The sequence below is a fragment of the Nocardioides aquiterrae genome (genome assembly GCF_039526625.1).
Lineage (GTDB): Bacteria > Actinomycetota > Actinomycetes > Propionibacteriales > Nocardioidaceae > Nocardioides > Nocardioides aquiterrae.
Map to the genome: position 1 here is coordinate 126,194 of NZ_BAAAJE010000001.1, position 20,826 is coordinate 147,019.

The 20,826-nt window shown below is 71.8% G+C and carries 20 protein-coding genes and 2 tRNA genes; 14 read left to right on the forward strand and 8 right to left on the reverse strand.

The genetic code is table 11. The annotated features are described in order from the left end of the window. The first annotated feature begins 32 nt into the window (after positions 1-32). From gyrB to ABD086_RS00625, 6 genes are all read left to right on the forward strand, one after another. The gene (gyrB, locus tag ABD086_RS00600; protein ID WP_343904705.1) at positions 33-2,108 is read left to right on the forward strand and encodes a DNA topoisomerase (ATP-hydrolyzing) subunit B; all 2,076 of its coding nucleotides are present in this window, start codon (positions 33-35) and stop codon (positions 2,106-2,108) included. Between the two features lie 132 nt (positions 2,109-2,240). Then, positions 2,241-4,883: a DNA gyrase subunit A gene (gene gyrA / locus ABD086_RS00605; RefSeq protein ID WP_425571515.1), complete on the forward strand. Its 2,643-nt coding sequence runs from the start codon at positions 2,241-2,243 to the stop codon at positions 4,881-4,883. Continuing rightward, positions 4,883-5,401 (forward strand): DUF3566 domain-containing protein, encoded by a 519-nt coding sequence (locus tag ABD086_RS00610; RefSeq protein ID WP_343904708.1) that lies wholly within the window; start codon positions 4,883-4,885, stop codon positions 5,399-5,401. Before gyrA ends, ABD086_RS00610 begins: the two co-directional genes overlap by 1 nt. A 59-nt stretch (positions 5,402-5,460) precedes the next feature. Beyond that, a tRNA-Ile gene (locus ABD086_RS00615) sits at positions 5,461-5,537 on the forward strand. Positions 5,538-5,573: 36 nt separating this feature from the next. Beyond that, a complete protein-coding gene (locus ABD086_RS00620; protein WP_343904710.1) occupies positions 5,574-5,699 on the forward strand; it encodes a DLW-39 family protein in 126 nt (41 codons plus the stop codon). Between the two features lie 28 nt (positions 5,700-5,727). Then, a tRNA-Ala gene (locus ABD086_RS00625) sits at positions 5,728-5,800 on the forward strand. Between the two features lie 63 nt (positions 5,801-5,863). Here the strand turns inward: ABD086_RS00625 and ABD086_RS00630 are convergent. Then, on the reverse strand, positions 5,864-6,649 hold the full coding sequence (locus tag ABD086_RS00630; protein ID WP_343904712.1) for an MBL fold metallo-hydrolase: 786 nt from the start codon (positions 6,647-6,649) through the stop codon (positions 5,864-5,866). 64 nt (positions 6,650-6,713) lie between these two features. Here ABD086_RS00630 and ABD086_RS00635 point away from each other — a divergent pair, with 64 nt between their 5' ends. Then, a complete protein-coding gene (locus tag ABD086_RS00635; RefSeq protein ID WP_343904714.1) occupies positions 6,714-7,673 on the forward strand; it encodes a hypothetical protein in 960 nt (319 codons plus the stop codon). On the opposite strand, the gene ABD086_RS00640 is transcribed toward ABD086_RS00635, so the two are convergent. Both ABD086_RS00640 and ABD086_RS00645 read right to left on the reverse strand, forming a co-directional pair. Beyond that, positions 7,660-8,394 carry a sterol desaturase family protein gene (locus ABD086_RS00640; RefSeq protein WP_343904716.1) on the reverse strand — a complete coding sequence of 245 codons (735 nt, stop codon included), beginning with the start codon at positions 8,392-8,394 and terminating at the stop codon, positions 7,660-7,662. The genes ABD086_RS00635 and ABD086_RS00640 overlap by 14 nt on opposite strands. Continuing rightward, positions 8,391-9,110 (reverse strand): FadR/GntR family transcriptional regulator, encoded by a 720-nt coding sequence (locus tag ABD086_RS00645; RefSeq protein WP_343904718.1) that lies wholly within the window; start codon positions 9,108-9,110, stop codon positions 8,391-8,393. The genes ABD086_RS00640 and ABD086_RS00645 overlap by 4 nt, the downstream gene beginning before the upstream one ends. Positions 9,111-9,184: 74 nt before the next feature. Here ABD086_RS00645 and ABD086_RS00650 point away from each other — a divergent pair, with 74 nt between their 5' ends. From ABD086_RS00650 to ABD086_RS00665, 4 genes are read left to right on the forward strand one after another with little or no spacing between them, the layout of a single operon-like run. After that, entirely contained in the window at positions 9,185-9,940 is a 756-nt protein-coding gene (locus ABD086_RS00650) for an SURF1 family protein (protein ID WP_343904720.1), read from the forward strand. A gap of 5 nt (positions 9,941-9,945) precedes the next feature. Beyond that, a complete protein-coding gene (locus ABD086_RS00655) occupies positions 9,946-10,290 on the forward strand; it encodes a DUF3817 domain-containing protein (protein WP_343904722.1) in 345 nt (114 codons plus the stop codon). Continuing rightward, positions 10,287-11,123, forward strand: a complete 837-nt coding sequence (locus ABD086_RS00660) for a patatin-like phospholipase family protein (RefSeq protein ID WP_343904724.1) — start codon at positions 10,287-10,289, stop codon at positions 11,121-11,123. The genes ABD086_RS00655 and ABD086_RS00660 overlap by 4 nt, the downstream gene beginning before the upstream one ends. Continuing rightward, entirely contained in the window at positions 11,120-12,154 is a 1,035-nt protein-coding gene (locus ABD086_RS00665) for a 1-acyl-sn-glycerol-3-phosphate acyltransferase (protein ID WP_343904726.1), read from the forward strand. The genes ABD086_RS00660 and ABD086_RS00665 overlap by 4 nt, the downstream gene beginning before the upstream one ends. Positions 12,155-12,159: 5 nt before the next feature. Here ABD086_RS00665 and ABD086_RS00670 read toward each other — a convergent pair whose 3' ends face one another. Beyond that, a complete protein-coding gene (locus ABD086_RS00670) occupies positions 12,160-12,774 on the reverse strand; it encodes a DLW-39 family protein (RefSeq protein ID WP_343904728.1) in 615 nt (204 codons plus the stop codon). Positions 12,775-12,927: 153 nt separating this feature from the next. Here ABD086_RS00670 and ABD086_RS00675 point away from each other — a divergent pair, with 153 nt between their 5' ends. Both ABD086_RS00675 and ABD086_RS00680 read left to right on the forward strand, forming a co-directional pair. Beyond that, positions 12,928-13,437 (forward strand): peptidylprolyl isomerase, encoded by a 510-nt coding sequence (locus ABD086_RS00675; RefSeq protein WP_343904730.1) that lies wholly within the window; start codon positions 12,928-12,930, stop codon positions 13,435-13,437. 13 nt (positions 13,438-13,450) lie between these two features. After that, complete coding sequence (locus tag ABD086_RS00680) at positions 13,451-14,389, forward strand: rhomboid family intramembrane serine protease (protein WP_343904732.1); 939 nt, start codon at positions 13,451-13,453, stop codon at positions 14,387-14,389. Positions 14,390-14,945: 556 nt separating this feature from the next. Here the strand turns inward: ABD086_RS00680 and ABD086_RS00685 are convergent. Continuing rightward, positions 14,946-15,404: a cell division protein CrgA gene (locus ABD086_RS00685; RefSeq protein WP_343904734.1), complete on the reverse strand. Its 459-nt coding sequence runs from the start codon at positions 15,402-15,404 to the stop codon at positions 14,946-14,948. 51 nt (positions 15,405-15,455) lie between these two features. Between ABD086_RS00685 and ABD086_RS00690 the strand changes: the two genes are divergently transcribed. Then, positions 15,456-16,277 (forward strand): DUF881 domain-containing protein, encoded by an 822-nt coding sequence (locus ABD086_RS00690; protein ID WP_343904736.1) that lies wholly within the window; start codon positions 15,456-15,458, stop codon positions 16,275-16,277. On the opposite strand, the gene pknB is transcribed toward ABD086_RS00690, so the two are convergent. The 3 genes from pknB to ABD086_RS00705 are packed head-to-tail and all read right to left on the reverse strand — an operon-like array spanning position 16,237 to position 20,808. Continuing rightward, positions 16,237-18,009, reverse strand: a complete 1,773-nt coding sequence (pknB, locus tag ABD086_RS00695; RefSeq protein ID WP_343904738.1) for a Stk1 family PASTA domain-containing Ser/Thr kinase — start codon at positions 18,007-18,009, stop codon at positions 16,237-16,239. The genes ABD086_RS00690 and pknB overlap by 41 nt on opposite strands. 19 nt (positions 18,010-18,028) lie before the next feature. Then, the gene (locus ABD086_RS00700; RefSeq protein WP_343904740.1) at positions 18,029-19,339 is read right to left on the reverse strand and encodes a protein kinase domain-containing protein; all 1,311 of its coding nucleotides are present in this window, start codon (positions 19,337-19,339) and stop codon (positions 18,029-18,031) included. Next, positions 19,336-20,808, reverse strand: a complete 1,473-nt coding sequence (locus ABD086_RS00705) for a peptidoglycan D,D-transpeptidase FtsI family protein (RefSeq protein ID WP_343904742.1) — start codon at positions 20,806-20,808, stop codon at positions 19,336-19,338. The genes ABD086_RS00700 and ABD086_RS00705 overlap by 4 nt, the downstream gene beginning before the upstream one ends. Between the last annotated feature and the right edge of the window lie 18 nt (positions 20,809-20,826).

A 20,826-nucleotide genomic window follows, 5' to 3' on the forward strand; every position in this document is an offset into this window, starting at 1 on the left:
TCCATGTCAGAGGCCCGCAAGAAGAGGTGCGCGTGAGCGAGGACGGCAAGATCGAGACCCCCGCCGGAGAGGTGCAGTACGACGCCTCCGCGATCCAGGTGCTCGAGGGCCTCGAGGCGGTCCGCAAGCGCCCCGGCATGTACATCGGCTCGACCGGTGAGCGCGGCCTCCACCACTTGATCTGGGAGATCGTGGACAACGCGGTCGACGAGGCGCTGGCCGGTTACTGCGACCGGATCGTGCTGACCCTCCAGGCGGACGGCGGGATCCGGGTCGAGGACAACGGCCGCGGCATCCCGACCGACACCGCGCCCGGGCAGGAGCTGCCGGCGCTGACGCTCGCGCTGACCGTGCTGCACGCCGGTGGCAAGTTCGGCGGCGGCGGCTACAAGGTCTCCGGCGGCCTGCACGGCGTCGGCGTCTCGGTCGTCAACGCACTGTCCACCAAGGTGATCGCCGAGGTGAAGAACCGCGGGCACCTGTGGCGCCAGACCTTCTCGATCGGTGTGCCGGACGGGCCGCTCGAGGAGGTGCGGCCGATGGAGGACGGCGAGCGCACCGGGACCACGATCACGTTCTACGCCTCCCCCGACATCTTCGAGACCACGACGTACTCGCTGGAGACCATCACCGCCCGGATCCGCGAGTACGCGTTCCTCAACAAGGGCCTGGAGATCGTCGTCCGCGACGAGCGTCCCCAGGCCGACGAGCTCGCCGACGCGGTCGAGGACGACACGGTCTCCGACACCGTCGACTCCAACCGGCACGACAGCATCAAGCGCGGCGAGACCGGCGGGGTCGAGCAGGTGTTCCGCTACGACCGCGGCCTGGTCGACTACGTCGAGCACATCAACCGCAAGAAGCAGGCGGCCAACCCGTCCATCATCTCGTTCGAGGCCGAGACGCCCGACGGCGTCGAGAACCACATGAGCCTCGAGGTCGCGATGCAGTGGAACACCTCGTTCACCGAGTCGGTCCACACCTTCGCGAACACGATCAACACCCACGAGGGCGGCACCCACGAGGAGGGCTTCCGCGCCGCGCTGACCTCCCTGGTCAACAACTGGGGCTCGGAGTGGGGCCTGATGAAGAAGCAGGAGGACCGGGTGTCGGGCGACGACATCCGCGAGGGCCTGACCGCGATCATCTCGATCAAGCTCGGCGAGCCGCAGTTCGAGGGCCAGACCAAGACCAAGCTCGGCAACACCGAGGCCAAGGGCTTCGTGCAGCGGGTGGTCAACGACCAGCTCGGCGCCTGGCTCGAGCAGAACCCGGCCGAGGGCCGCGAGATCATCCGCAAGGCCCAGGCCGCGGCCCAGGCCCGGATGGCCGCGCGCAAGGCGCGCGACCTCGCGCGCTCGCGCAAGGGCCTGCTCGGCGGCGGCGGCCTGCCCGGCAAGCTGTCGGACTGCCAGTCGACCAACCCGGCCGAGTGCGAGGTCTTCATCGTCGAGGGCGACTCGGCGGGCGGCTCGGCGCGGCAGGGCCGGGACCCGCGGATCCAGGCGATCCTCCCGATCCGCGGCAAGATCCTGAACGTCGAGAAGGCCCGGATCGACAAGGTCCTGGGCAACCAGGAGGTGCAGTCGATCATCTCGGCGCTCGGCACCGGGATCCAGGACGAGTTCGACATCGACAAGCTGCGCTACCACAAGGTCGTGCTGATGGCCGACGCCGACGTCGACGGCCACCACATCAATACGCTGCTGCTGACCCTGCTGTTCCGGTTCATGAAGCCGCTGATCGAGGGCGGCTACGTCTACATGGCCCAGCCCCCGCTGTACCGGATCCGGTGGAGCAAGCCGCACGAGCACGAGTTCGTCTACTCCGACGCCGAGCGCGACGCCCTGCTGCGCGCCGGCCAGGAGGCCGGCAAGAAGCTGCCGAAGGAGAACCCGGTCCAGCGCTACAAGGGTCTGGGCGAGATGAACGCCAAGGAGCTGTGGGAGACCACCATGGACCCCGAGCAGCGGCTGATGCTCCAGGTGACCCTGGACGACGCGGCGCACGCCGACGAGATCTTCTCGATCCTCATGGGCGAGGACGTCGAGCAGCGCCGCTCCTTCATCCAGCGCAACGCCAAGGACGTCCGATTCCTGGATATCTAGGTGTCTAGCGACATCCCTAGATTCCGGTAGAAGCGACCAGAAAGATCAATCGTGACCGAAACCCCCACTGACGGCGGCACTCCCCCGCAAGGCCCCGGCGGCCGGATCGAGCCCGTCGAGCTGCAGACCTCGATGCAGCGCGCGTACATCGACTACGCGATGGCGGTCATCGTCGGCCGCGCGCTGCCCGACGTCCGCGACGGCCTCAAGCCGGTGCACCGCCGGGTGCTGTACGCCATGTACGACGGCGGCTACCGCCCCGACCGCGGGTTCTCGAAGTGCTCGCGCGTCGTCGGCGACGTCATGGGTCAGTACCACCCGCACGGCGACACCGCGATCTACGACACCCTGGTCCGCCTCGCCCAGCCGTGGGTGATGCGCGCGCCGCTGGTCAACGGCCAGGGCAACTTCGGCTCGCCGGGCAACGACGCCGCCGCGGCGATGCGGTACACCGAGTGCCGGATGGCGCCGCTGGCCATGGAGATGGTCCGCGACATCGACCAGGAGACCGTCGACTTCCAGCCCAACTACGACGGCCGCTCCGAGGAGCCGGTGGTCCTGCCCTCGCGCATCCCGAACCTGCTGGTCAACGGTTCGGCGGGCATCGCGGTCGGCATGGCGACGAGCATCCCGCCGCACAACCTGCGTGAGGTCGCCGACGGCGCGAAGTGGGCGCTCGAGCACCCCGACGCGAGCCGGGAGGAGCTCCAGGACGCCCTCATCGAGCGGATCAAGGGCCCCGACTTCCCCAACGGCGCCCTGATCGTGGGCCACCAGGGCATCGAGCAGGCCTACCGCACCGGCCGCGGCTCGATCACCCAGCGCGCGGTGATCGAGGTCGACGAGGACAGCCGCGGTCGCACCAACCTGGTCATCACCGAGCTGCCCTACATGGTCAACCCGGACAACCTGGCGCTGAAGATCGCCGAGCTCGCCGACTCCGGCAAGGTCCAGGGCATCTCCGACGTCCGCGACGACACCTCCGACCGCACCGGCCAGCGGCTGGTCGTCGTGCTCAAGCGCGACGCGGTCGCCCGGGTGGTCCTCAACAACCTGCTCAAGCACACCGAGCTGCAGACCAACTTCAGCGCCAACATGCTCGCGCTCGTCGACGGGGTGCCGCGCACCCTCTCGATCGACCAGTTCATCAGCAACTGGGTGGACCACCAGGTCGAGGTCATCCGCCGGCGCACGGAGTACCGCCTGCGCGAGGCCGAGAAGCGCGCCCACGTGCTGCGCGGCCTGGTCAAGGCGCTCGACCAGCTCGACGAGGTCATCGCGCTCATCCGGCGTTCGCCCGACGTGGCCGAGGCCCGCCAGGGCCTGATCGAGCTGCTCGAGATCGACGAGATCCAGGCGACCGCCATCCTCGACATGCAGCTGCGTCAGCTGGCAGCGCTCCAGCGGCAGAAGATCATCGACGACCTGGCCGAGATCGAGCTGCGCATCGCCGACCTCGAGGACATCCTGGCCAACGTCAGCCGGCAGCGGCAGATCGTCTCCGACGAGCTCAGCGAGATCGTCGAGAAGTACGGCGACGACCGGCGCACCCAGATCATCGCGGCCGACGGGGACCTCTCCATGGAGGACCTGATCCCGGACGAGGACCTGGTCGTCTCGATCACCCGCGGCGGCTACGCCAAGCGCACCCGCGCCGACCAGTACCGGACCCAGAAGCGCGGCGGCAAGGGCGTGCGCGGCGCGAGCCTGCGCGGCGACGACGTGGTCGAGCACTTCATCGCGACCACCAACCACCACTGGCTGCTGTTCTTCACCACCGCCGGCCGGGTCTACCGGACCAAGGCGTACAACCTCCCCGAGGCGTCGCGCGACGCCAAGGGTGGGCACGTCGCCGGACTGCTGTCGTTCCAGCCCGACGAGAACATCGCGCAGGTGCTGGCGATCCGCGACTACGACCAGGCGCCGTACCTGGTGCTCGCCACCCGCAACGGCCTGGTGAAGAAGACCCGCCTGGGCGACTACAACAGCCCGCGTCAGGCCGGCGTGATCGCGATCAACTTCCGCGAGGACGACGACGAGCTGATCGGCGCCGAGCTGGTCAGCGAGAACGACGACATCCTGCTGGTGTCGCGCAAGGGCCAGGCGATCCGGTTCCAGGCGAACGACGCGCAGCTGCGGCCGATGGGTCGCGCGACCTCGGGCGTGACCGGCATGAAGTTCCGCACCCCCGAGGACTCGGTGCTCTCGATGTCGGTGATCCGCGCCGAGCAGGTCGCCGCCGAGGAGGCCGCGGAGGCCAGGGCCGAGGCGGCGGGCGAGTCCACCGCGGCCGGCGAGCTGCCGGACGTCAAGGAGCAGTACGTCTTCACGATCACCGACGGCGGCTTCGCCAAGCGCACCCGGATCTCGGAGTACCGCATCACCAACCGCGGCGGCCTGGGCATCAAGGCGATGGCGCTGGCGAACGAGGACCGCGGCCAGCTGGTCGGCGCGTTCATCGTCGAGGAGGGCGACGAGGTCCTCTCGATCACCCAGAACGGCCAGGTCGTGCGCAGCCCGATCAACGCCGACTTCCGGCCCACCGGCCGCTCGACGCAGGGCGTGAAGTTCGTGTCGCCCAAGGCGGGCGACGCGGTCGCGGTGGTCGCCCGGTCGGTCGAGGCCCGCGAGGACGAGGAGAACGGCGAGGAGAACGGCGACGAGCCGGTCCAGCCGACCACCGGTGACGTTGGCGAATCGTCCGATGAGGGTACGGATGCAACAATCGACGTGACCGATCCCGCCCCGGAGCCCGACGGAGAGAGTGAGGGCTGATGACCGAGCGCCAGGAGACCGCCGTGCGCGCCCCCCTCGGCGAACGGATCTCGGCCAAGCTGTCGAACGCCGCCGACGAGCACCGCGCGAACGCTCAGCCCGAGTCGACCAAGGCCGCGAAGAAGGCCGCGGCGGGCAAGCGCCCGCCGCGCCGGGCCCGGCTCCGTCTGACCCGGATCGACCCGTGGTCGGTGATGAAGACGTCGTTCCTGCTGGCCATCGCCTTCGGCGTGGTCACCGTGGTGTCGGTCTTCATCATCTGGTCGGTGCTCGCCGCCGCCGGCGTCTGGGACTCGATCAACCAGACCGTGCAGGACGTGGTCGGCGGCCAGGACGCCGCCAACTGGGACGTCGAGAAGTACGTCGGGATGTCCCGCGTCATGGGCTTCACGATCCTGGTGAGCGTCGTCGACGTCATCCTGATCACCGCGATCGCCACCCTCGGCGCGTTCCTCTACAACATGTCGGCCGCGCTGCTCGGCGGCGTGGAGCTGACGCTGGCCGAGGACGAGCGGTAACCACCGGCCCCGTTTTGTCCGGCCCGCGCACGGTCCGGTAGTGTTCCCCCTCGGTTCGAGGGCCTATAGCTCAGACGGTTAGAGCGCTTCCCTGATAAGGAAGAGGTCACAGGTTCAAGTCCTGTTAGGCCCACCATCCCCGGCATCCACCCGCCCATCGAGGGAGCCAGCCATGAAGAAGATCCTGCTCCTCCTCCTGGCCGTCGGCGGCGCCGTCGTCGTCAAGCGCAAGCTCGACGAGGGCAAGAAGGAGCAGGCGCTCTGGGCCGAGGCGACCGACCCGGTCGAGCGCTCCTGACGCTCACCCGTGGGGCCACGCCCCGCACGGGGCCTTGGCGCAATTGGTAGCGCACCTGCTTTGCAAGCAGGGGGTTAGGGGTTCGAGTCCCCTAGGCTCCACGATCGACGAAGCTCAGTCCACGCGGGCGCAACGGCTCGTGCCCTGGGAGACGCCGCCTCGGCCTATCGCCCGCCCTGGCGAGCCAGTTCCGCGTACTCCGACGCGTCGTGCGCGCAGAAGATCGTGACCTCGGCACCGTGCGACCGCTGCAGCTCGCGGAGCCGCTCGGCGTTGGCGACCCGGCGCCGGTTCTGCACCGCCATCAGCGTCTGGAAGGCGCGCAGGGAGAACGGCGCCGCCGGCGGGGTCTGCTTCTCCGAGGCGTGGAAGTACGCGTCGCCGGCGTGCAGCAGCCAGCCGCCGTCCGGGCGGCGGACCGCGACGCCGCAGTGGCCGCGGGTGTGGCCCTGGAGCGGGATCAGCAGGACGTCGTCCGACAGCGCGGTCACCGACTCGAAGCCGGACCACGCGTCGCCGGGGACGTCGTGGGTGATCCAGCGCGGGCCGTGCGCCCGCTGGACCTCGAGGTAGCGGGCCCGCTCCCGCGCGGTGGGGTGCAGCGCGGCGTCGAGCTCGTCGGCGAAGACGTGCACCCGGGCCTCGGGGAAGTCCGCCAGCCCGCCGACGTGGTCGAGGTCGAGGTGGGTGAGCGTGATGTCGGTGACGTCGGCGGGGTCGTGCCCGAGCGCGCGCACCTGCGCCACCGCGGTCTCGGCCGGGTCCAGCACCGGCCGGACGAGTGCGCGGAACGGCTGCCCGAGGCGCTTCGGGTCCGCGCAGTCCGCGGCGCCGAACCCGGTGTCGACCAGCAGCAGGCCCTCCGGCCGCTCCACCAGCAGGCAGTGCGCGACCATCCGCGGCGCGGCGAGCGGGGTCATGGTCGCGCAGTTGAGGTGCCGGATCGTCATGCCGGCATCCTGCCGCGTCCAGACCATCCCGGCGACCGGGCCCCGACCGTGTCACGATCACGAGGTGAGACTCGGGGTGGTCGCTCTGGTCCTGGCCGGTCTGCTCGGCACCGGGCAGGTCGCGCCCGCGTCGGCCGACGAACCCACCGGCACGGTGCGGGTGACGGTGACGGACGCCCCGGGCGCGCCCGTGGCTGCGGCGATCGTGCTCCTGCCGGTCGGGGGCACGTGGACGGAGGCCTACCGCGCCAGCGGTGTGGCGACCGAGGACTTCGTCGTGCCGCCGGGGCGGTACGCCGTGACCGCGGTGACGCCCTGGGGCGGGCTGCGGTGCGCGGGCGTCGCGCCGTGCTCGCTGCCGGATCTGTCCGGCGACGACACGGTCGTCGACGACGTCGTCGACGTCGTGGCGGGCGGACTCGCGACGTACACCCTGACTGCGCCCCCGCCGGCCGAGGTGGAGCCGGTGTCGTGGGACCCGGGGCGGCTGGAGGTGTCCTTCTCCGGCCCGATGGAGCAGCTCGCCCTCTACCTGGCGGGCGTCGCCGAGTTCGGCCACCCCGAGGTGCAGTGGCTCCGCGACGGTGCCGAGATCGCCGGCGCGGCGGGTCCGTCGTACACGCCGACGGTCGACGACGTGGGGAGGCGGCTGTCAGTACGGCTGAGCTACCACCCGTTCGCCGCGGACTACCTCGCCGATCGCCTCGGCACCGACCCGAGCCCGGTGACGGTCGACGGGCCGGTCGTCGGCCCGGTCCCGAGCGCGGTGACCGCCCGCCTGCGGCCGGCCTCGGTGCCGCGGGGCCACCGGTCGGAGCTGGTCGCGCGCGTCGACGGCGCCACCGGCCGGGTCCGGGTGGACGTGGCGGACTGGGCCGGGTCGTGCCGGCTCCGGGACGCTCGCTGCCGGGTGCGGCTCCCGCGGCTGCGGCCGGGGACCCACGTGGTGGACGTGGCCTACCTCGGGTCCGCGGTGCTCGCCCCCTCGACGACGTTCACGGTGCTCACCGTCACGAAGGAGTAGCGCCCTCCCGCGCGTGCAGGTCGCGCACGGTCGGCGACGTCCGCACCGACGCCGGATCCGGGTAGGTGCCGAACAGCCGGTCCGCCGTGCCGGCCGTGGTCACGGTGAACCAGTAGTGCTCGTTCTTGTAGTGGTGCAGGCGGTGGTTGCGCCACACCGACCGGAACCACCGAGACCGCGGCCGGTAGTCGCTGTGCACGAGGTAGTGGGTCCACTCGTAGCCGAGCTTGATGCCGTACACCGACACCAGCAGCGTGAGCATGCTGGTCGTGGACGGCGTGGCCAGCCAGGCCACCACGACGTACGCCGGCAGCAGCCAGGCCAGCGCGGGCCACGGGATGAACACGAGCGGGATGTCGCGCGGGTCGGCGTGGTGGGCGCGGTGCTTGCGGGCCAGCAGCGAGTCGATCTCGACCGGACCGAGCCGGCGCGGCCGCCAGTGCAGGATGCAGACGTGGATGACCCACTCGATCACCGGGAACAGCGCGACCAGCCCGGCCGGGATCAGCAGCTCCCACCACGAACCGGGTCCGGCCAGCACCCGTCCGGCGACCGCGGCCACGAGGAACGCGGAGATCAGCCACGGGCTCGGCGCGCGCCAGAAGGAGCGCCAGGCCGAGCCCAGCGTGACGTTGGTGCGCCGGGACCCGGTGATGCGCTGCTCGTCGGCCGCCAGCCGCTCGGCGGCCAGCCGATCGATCTCCGGCGTGCTCTTGGTCATGACTCCTCCAGGGCGGACAGGCCGGACAGGATGCTGGTGGTGGCCGGCCGCAGCACCCGGTCGGCCGCGGCCCGTGCGGTCTCCGGGTCGCCGGCGCCGATCGCGGCGGTGAGCACCCGGTAGGCGCCGACCTGGCCCACCTCCTCGGCCATCACCGGCGCGAGCGCCTCCAGCGCGGGCTCGTACGCCGCGCGGAGGCTGTTGAACATCAGCCGGAAGACCATCGAGTCGGCGGCGTCGACGACGTGGTCCCAGAACGCGAGTGCCTGCAGCTGTCGCTCGACGTCGTCATCCGTCGCGGCCAGTGCGTCGAGCGTCTCGGTCAGCGTCGCCTCCAGCGCCGGGCCGCCGCGCTCGGCGGCCAGCGCCGCGACCCCGGGCCCGATCACGAGCCGGGCCTCGAGCACGCTCCGCGCGACCGCGGTGTCCAGGTCGCCGCCACGCACCAGCAGGCGCGGCAGCAGGTCGAGGCCGGCGTACCGCCGGAAGTCGCGGACCGTGGTCGCGCCGCCGTGCCGGACCTCGAGCAGCCGGGTCTGTGCCATCCGCTGCAGCGCCTCGCGGACCGCCGGGCGGGAGACGCCGAGCACCTCGGCCAGCCGGCGCTCGCTGGGCAGCGGCTCGCCGGCGCCGATCCCGCCGTCGACGACCTCGGACAGCACCTGGTCGAAGACCTCGTCGGGCACGGAGCGGCGGTGCACGGGCTGCAGCGGCATGCCGACGACGGTACGAACTGGTCAGACCAGTGGTCAAGTGGTCTGACCAGATGGTGGGACCGTACGCTGGCGGGGTGGCAGCGAGGGTGACGGCGAAGCTCGCCCCGCGGTTCTGGGGGGCGCACCTGCTGGCCCTCGTGCTCGTCGCGATCGCGGTGGGCCTCGGCCTGTGGCAGTACGGCGCCTGGCAGGCGCACCGGGAGGCGCAGGCCGCCGACCTCACCGACGCCGCGCCGGTTCCGCTCGACGAGGTGATGGGGCCCGACGACCCGTTCCCGGGCACGAAGGTGGGGCAGCCCGTCATCGTGCGAGGGAGCTGGGTGCCTACGGGCACCGTCTACGTCTCCGGCCGCGAGCGCGCCGGCCAGGACGGCTACTGGGCCGTGACGCCGCTGGCGGTCGGCGGACCGGGCGCCGCCGCGCTGCCCGTCGTCCGCGGGTGGGTCGCGCACCCCGGCGACGCGCCCGCCCCGCCGTCCGGCACGACCGAGCTCACCGCGTGGCTCCAGCCGCCCGAGGGCACCGGCCAGCCGGACGACGACCCGACCGACGACGTGCTCCCGCAGCTGCGGATCGCCGACGTCATCCAGCACGTCGACCAGGACCTGTACGGCGCGTACGGCGTCGCCGAGCAGCCCGAGCCCGGCCTCGAGCGGGCGGACCTCGCGCAGCTGCCGGACGTGGGCGCGCTCACCAGCATCCGCAACCTGCTCTACGCGATCGAGTGGTGGTTCTTCGGCGCGTTCGCGGCGTTCATCTGGTGGCGCTGGCTGACCGAGGAGCCCGAGCCGGAGCCCGCGGAGGAGCCCGCGGACACCCCCGTAGGCTGAGGGTCGTGAAGCTGTTCTCGACCTACCGGGTGCTCGCGTTCGTCGTGGGGGCCCTGCTCGCCTTCTGCTCGTTCGTGGCACTGCCGCTGCGCTACCTGCCCACCGAGGGCAGCAGCCTCCAGCAGCTCGGCGAGACGCTGAGCGTCCTGTGGGTTGCGCACGGCTGGGCCTTCATGGCGTACGTCGTCGTCACGTTCCTGCTGGCCCGCAAGCTGCGCTGGTCGATCGGCTTCACGATCCTCAACCTCGCCGCCGGCCTGATCCCGCTGCTGATCTTCTTCATGGAGCACCAGGTCAACCGCAAGGTGCGTGCCGAGCACCCGGAGCTCGTGACACCCTCCGCAGTGTGAGCCGCGCCGTGACCACCGCCTTCGTTCTGGGCGGGGGCGGCGTGCTCGGCGCCGTCGAGGTCGGCATGCTGCGCGCGGTCCTCGAGCGCGGCATCACCCCCGACCTGGTGCTCGGCACCAGCGTCGGCGCCCTCAACGGCGCGATGGTCGCCCGCGAGCCGAGGCTGTCGGTGATCGACAAGCTCACCGAGCTCTGGCAGGGCGCGTCGCAGCAGACCCAGCAGGTGTACGGCGACAGCCCGCTGCGCACGGTCCGCCGGGCGGTGGCGACCGGCACCCACCTCTGGTCGTCGAAGCCGTTGCGGCAGGCGCTCGAGGACGAGTTCGGCGACGTGACCTTCGAGGAGCTGCCGGTCCGGTTCCAGGTCTGCGCGGCCAACATCGAGCGGGCGGCCGAGCACTGGTTCGACAGCGGCCCGGTGGTGCCGGCGGTGGTCGCGAGCGCCGCCGTACCCGGCCTGCTGCCGCCGGCGCAGGTCGACGGCGAGCACTACCTCGACGGCGGCATCGTGAACTCGATCCCGCTCGGCCGGGCCGTCCAGCTCGGCGCGACCCGGGTGTTCGTGCTCCAGGTCGGCCGGGTGGACCGCCCCCTGTCGGTCCCGCGCCGGCCGTGGGAGGTCGCGCGGGTGTCGTTCGAGATCGCCCGTCGGCACCGGTTCAACCGCGAGCTCGCCGAGCTGCCGCCCGGGGTCGAGGCGCACGTGCTGCCGGCGCGCGGCACCTCCCGCAAGGACGACAGCCTGCTCGGCAGCCGGGACTTCACGCGGATCCAGCAACGCATCGACGAGACGTACGCCGCGTCGGTCGCCTACCTCGACGAGACCTTGTGACCCCGGGGGCGAACGGCGGCGGGGTGATCCGGGCGCTGCGGCGCCTGGTGACCGCGCCGCTGGTCGTCGCGCTCACCGCGCTGCTGTGGCTGACGCTGCCGCTGTGGTTGATCGGCGCGGCCGCGCTCTCGCCGGTGCTCCCCGGCCGGCTGCGGCCGTTGCGCATCCTGTGGGTCGCGATCGTCTACCTCACCTGCGAGTCGCTGCTGCTGGTGGTGATGCTCGGGCTCTGGATCGCCTCGGGGTTCGGGTGGCGGCTGCGCACGCCCTACTTCGAAGGGATCCACTACGACCTGGTGCAGGGCACCATGTGGGTCTTCTTCCGCGAGGCCCGGCGGGTGCTGCGGCTGCGGATCGAGACCGAGGGCCCGACGCCCGCGGCGCACCCCGGCCGGCCGATCCTCGTCTGCTGCCGGCACGCGGGCCCGGGCGACTCGTTCGTGCTGATCCACACGCTGATGGCGTGGTACGACCGCGAGCCGCGGGTCGTCCTCAAGGACACGCTGGCGTGGGACCCGGCGATCGACGTGCTGCTGAGCCGCATCCCGGCCCGGTTCATCACCCCGAACCCGCGCGATGGCGACCGGCTCGAGGACCAGATCGCGTCCCTGGCCAGCGGCCTGGACGAGAACGACGCGTTCGTGATCTTCCCCGAGGGCGGCAACTTCACCCCGCAGCGCCGACAGCGGGCGATCGACCGGCTGCGCAGGCTCGGGATGGAGCGGATGGCGCAGCGGGCGGAGCGGATGATCCACGTGCTCGCGCCGCGGCCCGGCGGCTTCCTCGCGGCGCTCGACGCCGCGCCCGAGGCCGACGTGGTGCTGGTCGCGCACACGGGACTCGACCACCTCGTCACGGTCGGCGACATCTGGCGCGAGCTGCCGATGGACAAGCGCATCGTGATGCGCTGGTGGCAGGTGCCTCGCGACGAGATCCCCGCCGGCCGTGACGAGCGGATCGACTGGTTGTTCGCCTGGTGGGAGCGGATCGACGTGTGGATCGAGGAGAACCGCCCCGAGCCGGTCGGCTGAGCCGGCTACTTCTTGTCGTCGTCGACGTCGACGACGTCGGCCGGGTCGTCCGGCGTGGTGACCGGGTGCGGCGCCTCGGCGGAGTCGGCGATCGCCTCGTCGGGGGACGCGCCACCCTCCTCGTTCGCCGGCCGCGGCGCGGGCGTCGGCGTGTACGACGACTGCCAGTTCTCGCTCTCGCCGCTGCCCTGCAGCTTCTTGGCGACGAACGCGACCGCGGCGGCGACGCCGGTGAGGATCAGCAGCTTCTTGAGCTTGCCGCCCTTCTTCTTCGGCGGGCTCGCGACCTCCTCGACCTTGTCGGCCGCGGCCTGGGCCGCCTCGGCGGCCTTCTCGGCCGCGATGCTGGCGCCGGCGGCGATCTTCTCGGCGGCGAGCGCGGCGCCGGACGCGACGACGGGTGCCGCCTTCGCGCGCGCGTCGGCGAGTGCGGGGCCGGCCTTGGCCTTCGCGTCGGCGAGTGCGGGGCCGGCCTTGGCCTTCGCGTCGGCGAGTGCGGGGCCGGCCTTCTCCTTCGCCGTCGCGACGGCCGACTCCAGGTGCGGCTTCACCTGCTCGGCGTACTGACTGACGCTCTCGGTCGTCTGGTCGAGGAGGGACTTGTTCTTGCGCAGGCCCATCGTCGGCACTTCCTCTCGTCGTGTCTTGTCATCCGATCATGACACCCGGGAGCCAACCACCGGCGCGTGCGCTTGGCGGTCGTGCGAGGATCAGGGACGCACATTCAGCCCGAGGTACGCCCACGGTGTACCCACCAGACGCGAGAGGCACTCATGGCTGACCAGGCCGTTCTGCACACCAACCGGGGCGACATCACCCTGAACCTGTTCCCGGACCACGCGCCCGAGACCGTCGCGAACTTCACCGGCCTCGCCGAGGGCACGAAGCCGTACGACGCGGGCAACGGCCGGACCGGTCCGTTCTACGACGGGCTCACCTTCCACCGGGTGATCTCCGGGTTCATGATCCAGGGCGGCTGCCCTCTCGGCACCGGCACCGGTGGCCCCGGCTACACGTTCAAGGACGAGCCGCACCCCGAGCTGACCTTCGACAAGCCCTACCTGCTGGCCATGGCGAACGCCGGCCCGGGCACCAACGGCTCGCAGTTCTTCGTCACCGTGGGCGCGACCCCGTGGCTGAACTTCAAGCACACGATCTTCGGAGAGGTCGCCGACCAGGCCTCGCGCGACGTCGTCGACACGATCGCCACGACCGAGACCGGCCCGGGCGACCGGCCCGCCGACCCGGTCGTGATCGAGTCCGTCGAGATCAAGCGCGGCTGACCGAGGCCCCGCCTTGTCGCAACCGCCGACCCCCGAGACCGGGGTGCCGACCTGCTACCGGCACCCCGGCCGGGAGTCGTACATCCGCTGCCAGCGCTGCGACCGGCCGATCTGCCCGGACTGCATGCGCGACGCCGCGGTCGGCTTCCAGTGCCCCGAGTGCGTGGCGGAGGGCAAGCGCACGACCCGCAGCGGCCGCACCGCGTTCGGCGGGCTGCGGCCCACCAACGCCGGCATCACCTCGTTCGTGCTCATCGGCATCAACGCCGTGGTGTGGCTGGCGATCGTCGCCACCGGCGGTGGCGGCAGCCGGCTGCTGGCGGCGCTGCAGCTGATCCCGCTGGGCCGGTGCGCCCCGACGGGTGCGCTGGAGAACTACTACCCGAACATCCACAGCGAGGCCGTCTGCCAGTCGGTCAACGGCACCTGGCTGCCCGGAGTCGCGGACGGCGCCTGGTGGCAGCTGCTCACCAGCGGCTTCACCCACGTCGCTCTGCTGCACATCGCGTTCAACATGTTCGCGCTCTACATCCTCGGGCCGCAGCTGGAGCTGGTCATCGGCCGCGCCCGCTTCCTCGCGCTGTACTTCCTCTCGCTGTTCGCCGCGTCGGCGCTGGTCCTGTGGGCCGCTCCCGAGCAGCAGGCGACCGTCGGCGCCTCGGGCGCGATCTTCGGCCTGATGGGTGCCCTGCTCGTCGTCGCGCTCAAGCTGCGCGCCCAGGTCCAGGGGATCCTGCTCTGGATCGGCATCAACTTCTTCCTGACGATCAGCGTCAGCGGCATCTCCTGGCAGGGCCACCTCGGCGGCTTCGTCGGCGGCGTCGTGATCGCCGGCATCCTCGTCTACGCCCCGCGCGGCCCGCGCCGGACCACGTTCCAGGTCTGCGGCCTGGTCGCCGTCGTCGCGCTCGTCGCGCTCGCGACCATCCTCCGCGTCGCCGCCCTCACCTGACGCCGAGTCGGCGCCAGTGCAGGCCCGGCGGGTGTCGAGTCGGCGCCAGTGCAGGCCCGGCGGGTGTCGAGTCGGCGCCAGTGCAGGCCCGGCGGGTGTCGAGTCGGCGCCAGTGCAGGCCCGGCGGGTGCCGAGTCGGCGCCAGTGCAGGCCCGGCGGGTGTCGAGTCGGCGCCAGTGCAGGCCCGGCGGGTGTCGAGTCGGCGCCAGTGCAGGCTGCCCGGACGGGGCGTCTGCATTCGCGCCGGCTCGGCGGGGTGGGCGTCTGCATTCGCGCCGGCTCGGCGGGGTGGGCGTCTGCATTCGCGCCGGCTCGGCGGGGTGGGCGTCTGCATTCGCGCCGGCTCGGCGGGGTGGGCGTCTGCATTCGCGCCGACTCGGCGGGGTGGGCGTCTGCATTCGCGCCGACTCGGCGGGTGGCCGGAAGTGCACAGCTGTGGACTGACCTGTGGAGAACTACATCCGTGTAGTTCTCCACACCCTTGTCCCCAGATGTGCAAAACCGGCCGGTCCCGAAGGACCGGCCGGTCTGTGGAGAACGGGCTGACTGCGCCGACTCACTCCCAGCGCGTCGCGAAGGTGAAGCCGACCGCCATGAAGCCGATACCGACGATCAGGTTCTTCTGGCCGAGGTCGTCGAGCACCGGGATGCTCGAGATGTCGTTGCTGAAGACGTAGTACGTGCAGATCCACAACAGGCCGATCAGGAAGCAGCCCAGCATGCCGACCACGACGCCGCGGCCACGACCGAGCGGGGTGGAGGGGTGCGCGGAGATCGCCAGGCCGAGCAGCAGCAGGCCGAAGCCGATGAGGTAGTTCCAGTTGCCGAGGTCGGCCATGAACTTCGGGCTGCCCGGGTCGGGGGCGGGGAACGCCGTGGGGTCGACCCGCACCGCGGTGTAGTAGTACACGATCCAGGCGATGCCCAGCACCATCATCACCAGCGCGATGATGAAGCGCGGCGTGAAGATCGGGCCCCGGACGGGGGCGAGGGGGTCCAGCTTGGCCTTGGCCACGGGTGCTCCTGGATCGTGGTGGGTCGACAACTGCCACGTACCCTAGTCGTCGTGACCGGAGGATCCCACGTGCAGCCCCCGGACGCCGAGGACGCCCGGCGCCCGCGGCCCCGCCTCCTCACCCCGCAACCCCGCCGGCCCCGCGGCGCGTGGCGGCTCGGTACGCCGGTCGTCGTGCTGCTCTGCGGCGCGCTGTTCATCGTCAGCGCTCACAACAGCGGCGGCACCGACCTGCGACCCGGCCGCTACACCGACCTGGCGTCGCTGGTGAAGGACGAGTCCGACCAGTACGACGCCCTGCGCCGGCAGGTCTCCGACCTCGACGCCCAGGTGCAGGCGCTGAGCGCCGGGATGAGCGACAAGGACGTGGACCGGATCCACCGCACCATCGACCGGCTCGAGGACCCCGCCGGCATGCGGCCGCGCAGCGGCCCCGGCCTGACGATCACGCTGTCGGACGCGCCCGAGGACGTCATCAACTCCACGACCGGCAACGTCAACCTGCTCCTGGTCCACCAGCAGGACATCCAGGCCGTGGTCAACGCGCTCTGGAACGGCGGCGCCACCGCGGTGACCGTCGAGGGCCAGCGCATCGTGAGCACGACCGGCATCAAGTGCGAGGGCAACGCCGTCCAGCTCCAGGGCGTGCCCTACCCGCAGCCCTACACGATCCAGGCGGTCGGCGACCAGGGCGCACTGCTCACCGCGATCGAGGAGGACCCGTACCTCCAGACCTACCGCGAGCAGGCCGCCGACCCGGCGATCTCGGTCGGCTGGGACCTCCAGCTCGAGCCGCTGGTCACCGCGCCGGCGTACGACGGCCTACGCGACCTCAGCTTCGCCGTTCCCCTGCGCTCGGCTCCGGCGAGCTGACCCGCGGCACCACCACGCTCGGGGACTCGGTCGGGGACTCGCTGGGGGACTCGCTCGGCGACGGGGACTCGGTCGGCTGGTAGCTCGACACCACGATCGTCACCGTGGTGCCCTGGTCGGCGGTCTGGCCGCCCTGCGGCGACTGGCTGAGCACGGTGCCGGCGGGCTCGGTGGTGTTCGGGTTCTCGATCACCTCGACCTGGAAGCCGGCGTTGCGGATCTTGTTCTTGGCCTCCGGCTGCTTCAGCCCCACCACGTCCGGGATCGCCTCCGGGCCGTCGGAGTAGTAGACGGTGACGGTGGTGCCCGCGGCGACGGACTGGCCCTGCGAGGGGTCGGTGCGGATCACCGTGCCCTGGTCCTCGTCGGAGTCCTCCTCCTGCAGGCGCACCTCGAGCCCGGCCTCCTCGAGCGTCGCCTTGGCCTCCTCCTTGGTCATGTCGACCACGAACGGGACCTGCACCTCCGGCTTGCCCAGCGAGATGACGAGGTTCACCGCGGTCTCGGGGTCGACGTACCGGTCGGGCGCCGGGTCCTGGCTGATCACCTTCCCGGCGGGGACGGTGTCGCTGTTCGCGCGGTCGATGCTCCCGACGGCGAGGCCGGCGTCGCCGATGAGCGACCGGGCCTGGTTCTCGGTCTTGCCGACGACGTCGGGTGTCGGCACCTGCTCGGGCGCCGACTCGAACAGCCGGGGCATCAGGTACGCCGCGCCCGCGATCAGCACGACGAGCAGCAGGCCGAGCGCGATGAGCAGGCCGGTGCGGCCGCGCGAGTCGTCGTCCTCGGGCGGCGGGGGGACGACGGCGGTGGCCGCGGTCGGGTACGACGGCGGCGGGCTCGCCGGCGCCGGCGACGGGATCGGGGCGTGCACCGGCCGGCCGGCGAGGTACCGCTCGATGTCGCTGCGCATCGCGGCGGCCGACTGGTAGCGGTCCTCGACCCGCTTGGCCAGCGCCTTCATCACGATCGCGTCGACCTCGGGCGGGAGGTCGGTGTCGTGGTCCGACGGGGGTACGGCGGGCTCGCGCACGTGCTGGTAGGCGACCGCCACCGGGCTGTCGCCGACGAACGGCGGCCGGCCGGTGAGCAGCTCGTAGAGCAGGCAGCCGGCGGAGTAGACGTCCGACCGGGAGTCGACGGTCTCGCCGCGGGCCTGCTCGGGGGAGAGGTACTGCGCGGTCCCGACCACGGCCGCGGTCTGGGTCATCGTCGACGAGGCGTCGCTGATCGCGCGGGCGATGCCGAAGTCCATCACCTTGACGTCGCCGCTGGGCGTGAGCATCACGTTGCCGGGCTTGATGTCGCGGTGGATGATCCCGGCGCGGTGGCTGTAGTCGAGCGCGGAGAGCACGCCGCTGGTGATCTCCAGCGCGCGCTCGGGCAGGATCTTGCGGCCCTCGCGGAGGATGTCGCGCAGGGTCCGGCCCGCGACGTACTCCATCACGATGTAGGGCTGGGAGATGCCGGAGCCGTCCGCGGCCGGCTCCTCGCCGGTGTCGTAGACGGCCACGATCGCGGGGTGGTTGAGCGAGGCCGCGGACTGCGCCTCGCGGCGGAACCGGGCCTGGAACGTCGCGTCGCTGGCGAGGTCGGTGCGCAGCCGCTTGACCGCCACGACCCGGCCGAGCCGGGTGTCGGTGCCCTTGCGGACCTCGGCCATGCCCCCGCGGCCCAGGAGCTCGCCGAGCTCGTAGCGGCCCCCGATCAGGGTCGGCTGTTGGTTGGTCATCGACGCTGGTTCCTTTGCCTCAACTGGTGGGGGTCGCGGCGGGTTCGGACGCCGGGGTTCCGGTCGGCGTGGGGGTGGGCGTGGGGGTGTCCGAGGGGGTCGGGGTGGGGGTGTCCGACGGGGTCGGCGTCGGGGTGTCGGACGGCGTGGGGGTGGGCGTCGGGGTCTCGGACGGCGTGGGCGTCGGGCTCGGCGTCTCGGAGGCCGGCTGCTCGCTGGGCGTCGTCGACGACCGCGTGTGCGCGGGCTTCGGGCTGTGCGTGGGCTGGTCGGTCGGGGTCCCGTCGTCCATCGCCTGGGCGATGAGGACCACCGCGACGACGACCGCGATGACCAGCGCGAGGACGGCGAGGGCCGGCCAGAGCGCGTTCCGGCGGCGGATCCGCGCACCGTCCTCCGGCTGGTGGCCGGCGGTCGGCCCGGCGTGGAGGGTCGGCTGCGGCGCCAGCACCGGTGCCAGCACCTGGGTGTTGTCGACGGGCGGGATCGCCGCGGCCTGCTGGGCCGCGGTGCGCGGGTCGCGGAGCGCGGCGGCCAGCGCCGCGCCGTCGGCGTACCGGTCCTGCGGGAGCTTGGCCATCGCCCGCCGGACGACGGCGGCCAGGTCGGGCGGCACCGAGTCCGGCAGGTCCGGCACCGGCTCGCGCAGGTGGGCCAGCGCGGTGGCCACCGCGGTGTCGGCGACGTAGGGCCGGCGGCCCGCGAGGCTCTCGAACGCGACGACGCCCAACGAGTACACGTCGGACGCGGGCGTCGCGGTGCGGCCCTCCGCCTGCTCGGGGGAGAGGTACTGCGGGGTCCCCATCACCTCGCCGGTCTGGGTCAGGCCCATTCCCTCGGCCGCGCGGGCGATGCCGAAGTCGGTGACCTTGACCTGCCGGTCCGGCGTGACGAGGAGGTTGGCCGGCTTCACGTCGCGGTGCACGATGCCGGCGGCGTGCGCGGCGGCCAGCCCGTCGGCGGCCTGGGTGAGCAGCTCGCGCACCGCGTCCGGGTCCATCGGGACGCCGGGCCGCAGCAGCGCCGAGAGCGGCTGCCCGTCGACGAGCTCCATCACCAGGTACGGGCGACCGGGGCCGGCGCCGTAGTCGTAGACCGTGGCGATGTTGTGGTGGTGCAGGGCGCCGGCGTGCTGCGCCTCGACCTCGAAGCGGGCGCGGAACGACGGGTCGTCGGCGTACTCGTCCTTGAGCAGCTTGACCGCGACCTCGCGGCCCAGGTTGGTGTCGGTCGCCCGCCACACCTCGCCCATGCCGCCGGTGGCGATGCGGCTGTCGAGCCGGTAGCGCCGGCCGTCGTCGGCGTACCTCGCCTCGGGTGTCTCGGTCACTTGATCACCGCCTCCATCACGGCCTTCGCGATCGGGCCGCCGAGCAGGCCGCCCGCGATCTCGCTGCGGGGGATGTCGGCGTTCTGGATCATCACGGCCACCGCGACCTGCGGGTTGTCGGCGGGCGCGAACGAGATGAACCACGCGTACGGCGACCGGTCCGTCCCGGTCTGCGCCGTGCCGGTCTTGCCGGCCACGGAGATGCCGGGGATCGCGGCCGGCGACGCCGTGCCGTTGTCGACCGTCGAGACCATCAGCTTGGTGACCTCGCTCGCCGTGGTCGACGACACGGCCCGGGAGAGCTCCTGCGGGTCGGTCTGGTCGAGCACGTCGAAGTCCGCGGACAGCTCCGAGTCGACCAGGTAGGGCCGCATCACGGTGCCGCCGTTGGCGAGCCCGGCCGCCACCATCGCCATCTGCAGCGGCGTGGCCGAGACGTCGAACTGCCCGAAGCCGGTCTGCCCCAGCTGGGCGTCGTCGAGCTCGGTCGGGAACACCGACTCCGCCTGCGGGGTCAGGTCGTCGAAGTAGTGGCTGTTGAAGCCGAAGCCCTCGGCGGTCTTGACCATGTCCTCGGCGCCGACCTGCTCCGCGATCTGCGCGAACGAGGTGTTGCAGGACTGCTCCATCGCCTGTGTGAACGGGATCTTCTGCCCGTTCGCGCCGCACGAGCGGCCCTCGTTGTCGATCAGGCCGGTCGGGCCGTGGGTCAGCGGCAGCTGGTAGGTCGAGCCGCCGGGCACCAGGTCGTCGGCGGTGTAGAGGCCCTTGTCGATCGCCGCCGCCGCGGTGACGACCTTGAACGTCGAGCCGGGAGGCAGCCGGGTCTGGATCGCCCGGTTGAGCAGCGGCTGGGTGGGGTCCTCGTTGAGCCGCTTGAAGTCCTGGGTGACCTCCTGGAGGTCGTGCGACGCGAGCTTGTTCGGGTCGTACGTCGGCAGCGACGTCATCGCCAGCACCTTGCCGGTCGCCGGCTCGAGCGCGACCACCGCGCCCTGCACGTTCGCGCCGAGGGCCTTCAACCCGTCGTACGCCGCGTCCTGCGCCTTCGGGTCGACGGTCAGCAGCACGTTGCCGCCCTGCGGCGGGTCGTTGCTGAGCAGGTCGACCAGCTTGGTGACGAACAGCCGGGAGTCCTCGCCGGAGAGCACGTCGTTCTCGGTGCGCTCGATGCCGGTGGAGCTGTAGTAGGAGAACCAGCCGGTGATCGGGGCGTACTCCATCGGCTTGGGGTAGGTCCGCTGGTACTTGTACTCGTCGTCGGACTCCACGCTCTTGGCGACCGGGTTGTTGCGGCCCACCAGGATCGCGCCGCGCTCGCGGGAGTACGACGCGACCAGCTCGCGCCGGTTGCGCGGGTCGTCGTTGAGCTTGCCGGCCTTCCAGTACTGGAGGTAGGTCGCGTTGACCATCAGCGCCAGGAAGAGCAGCAGGCAGAAGATCGAGATCGTCCGGATCGGCTTGTTCATGTCGTGACCACCACGCTG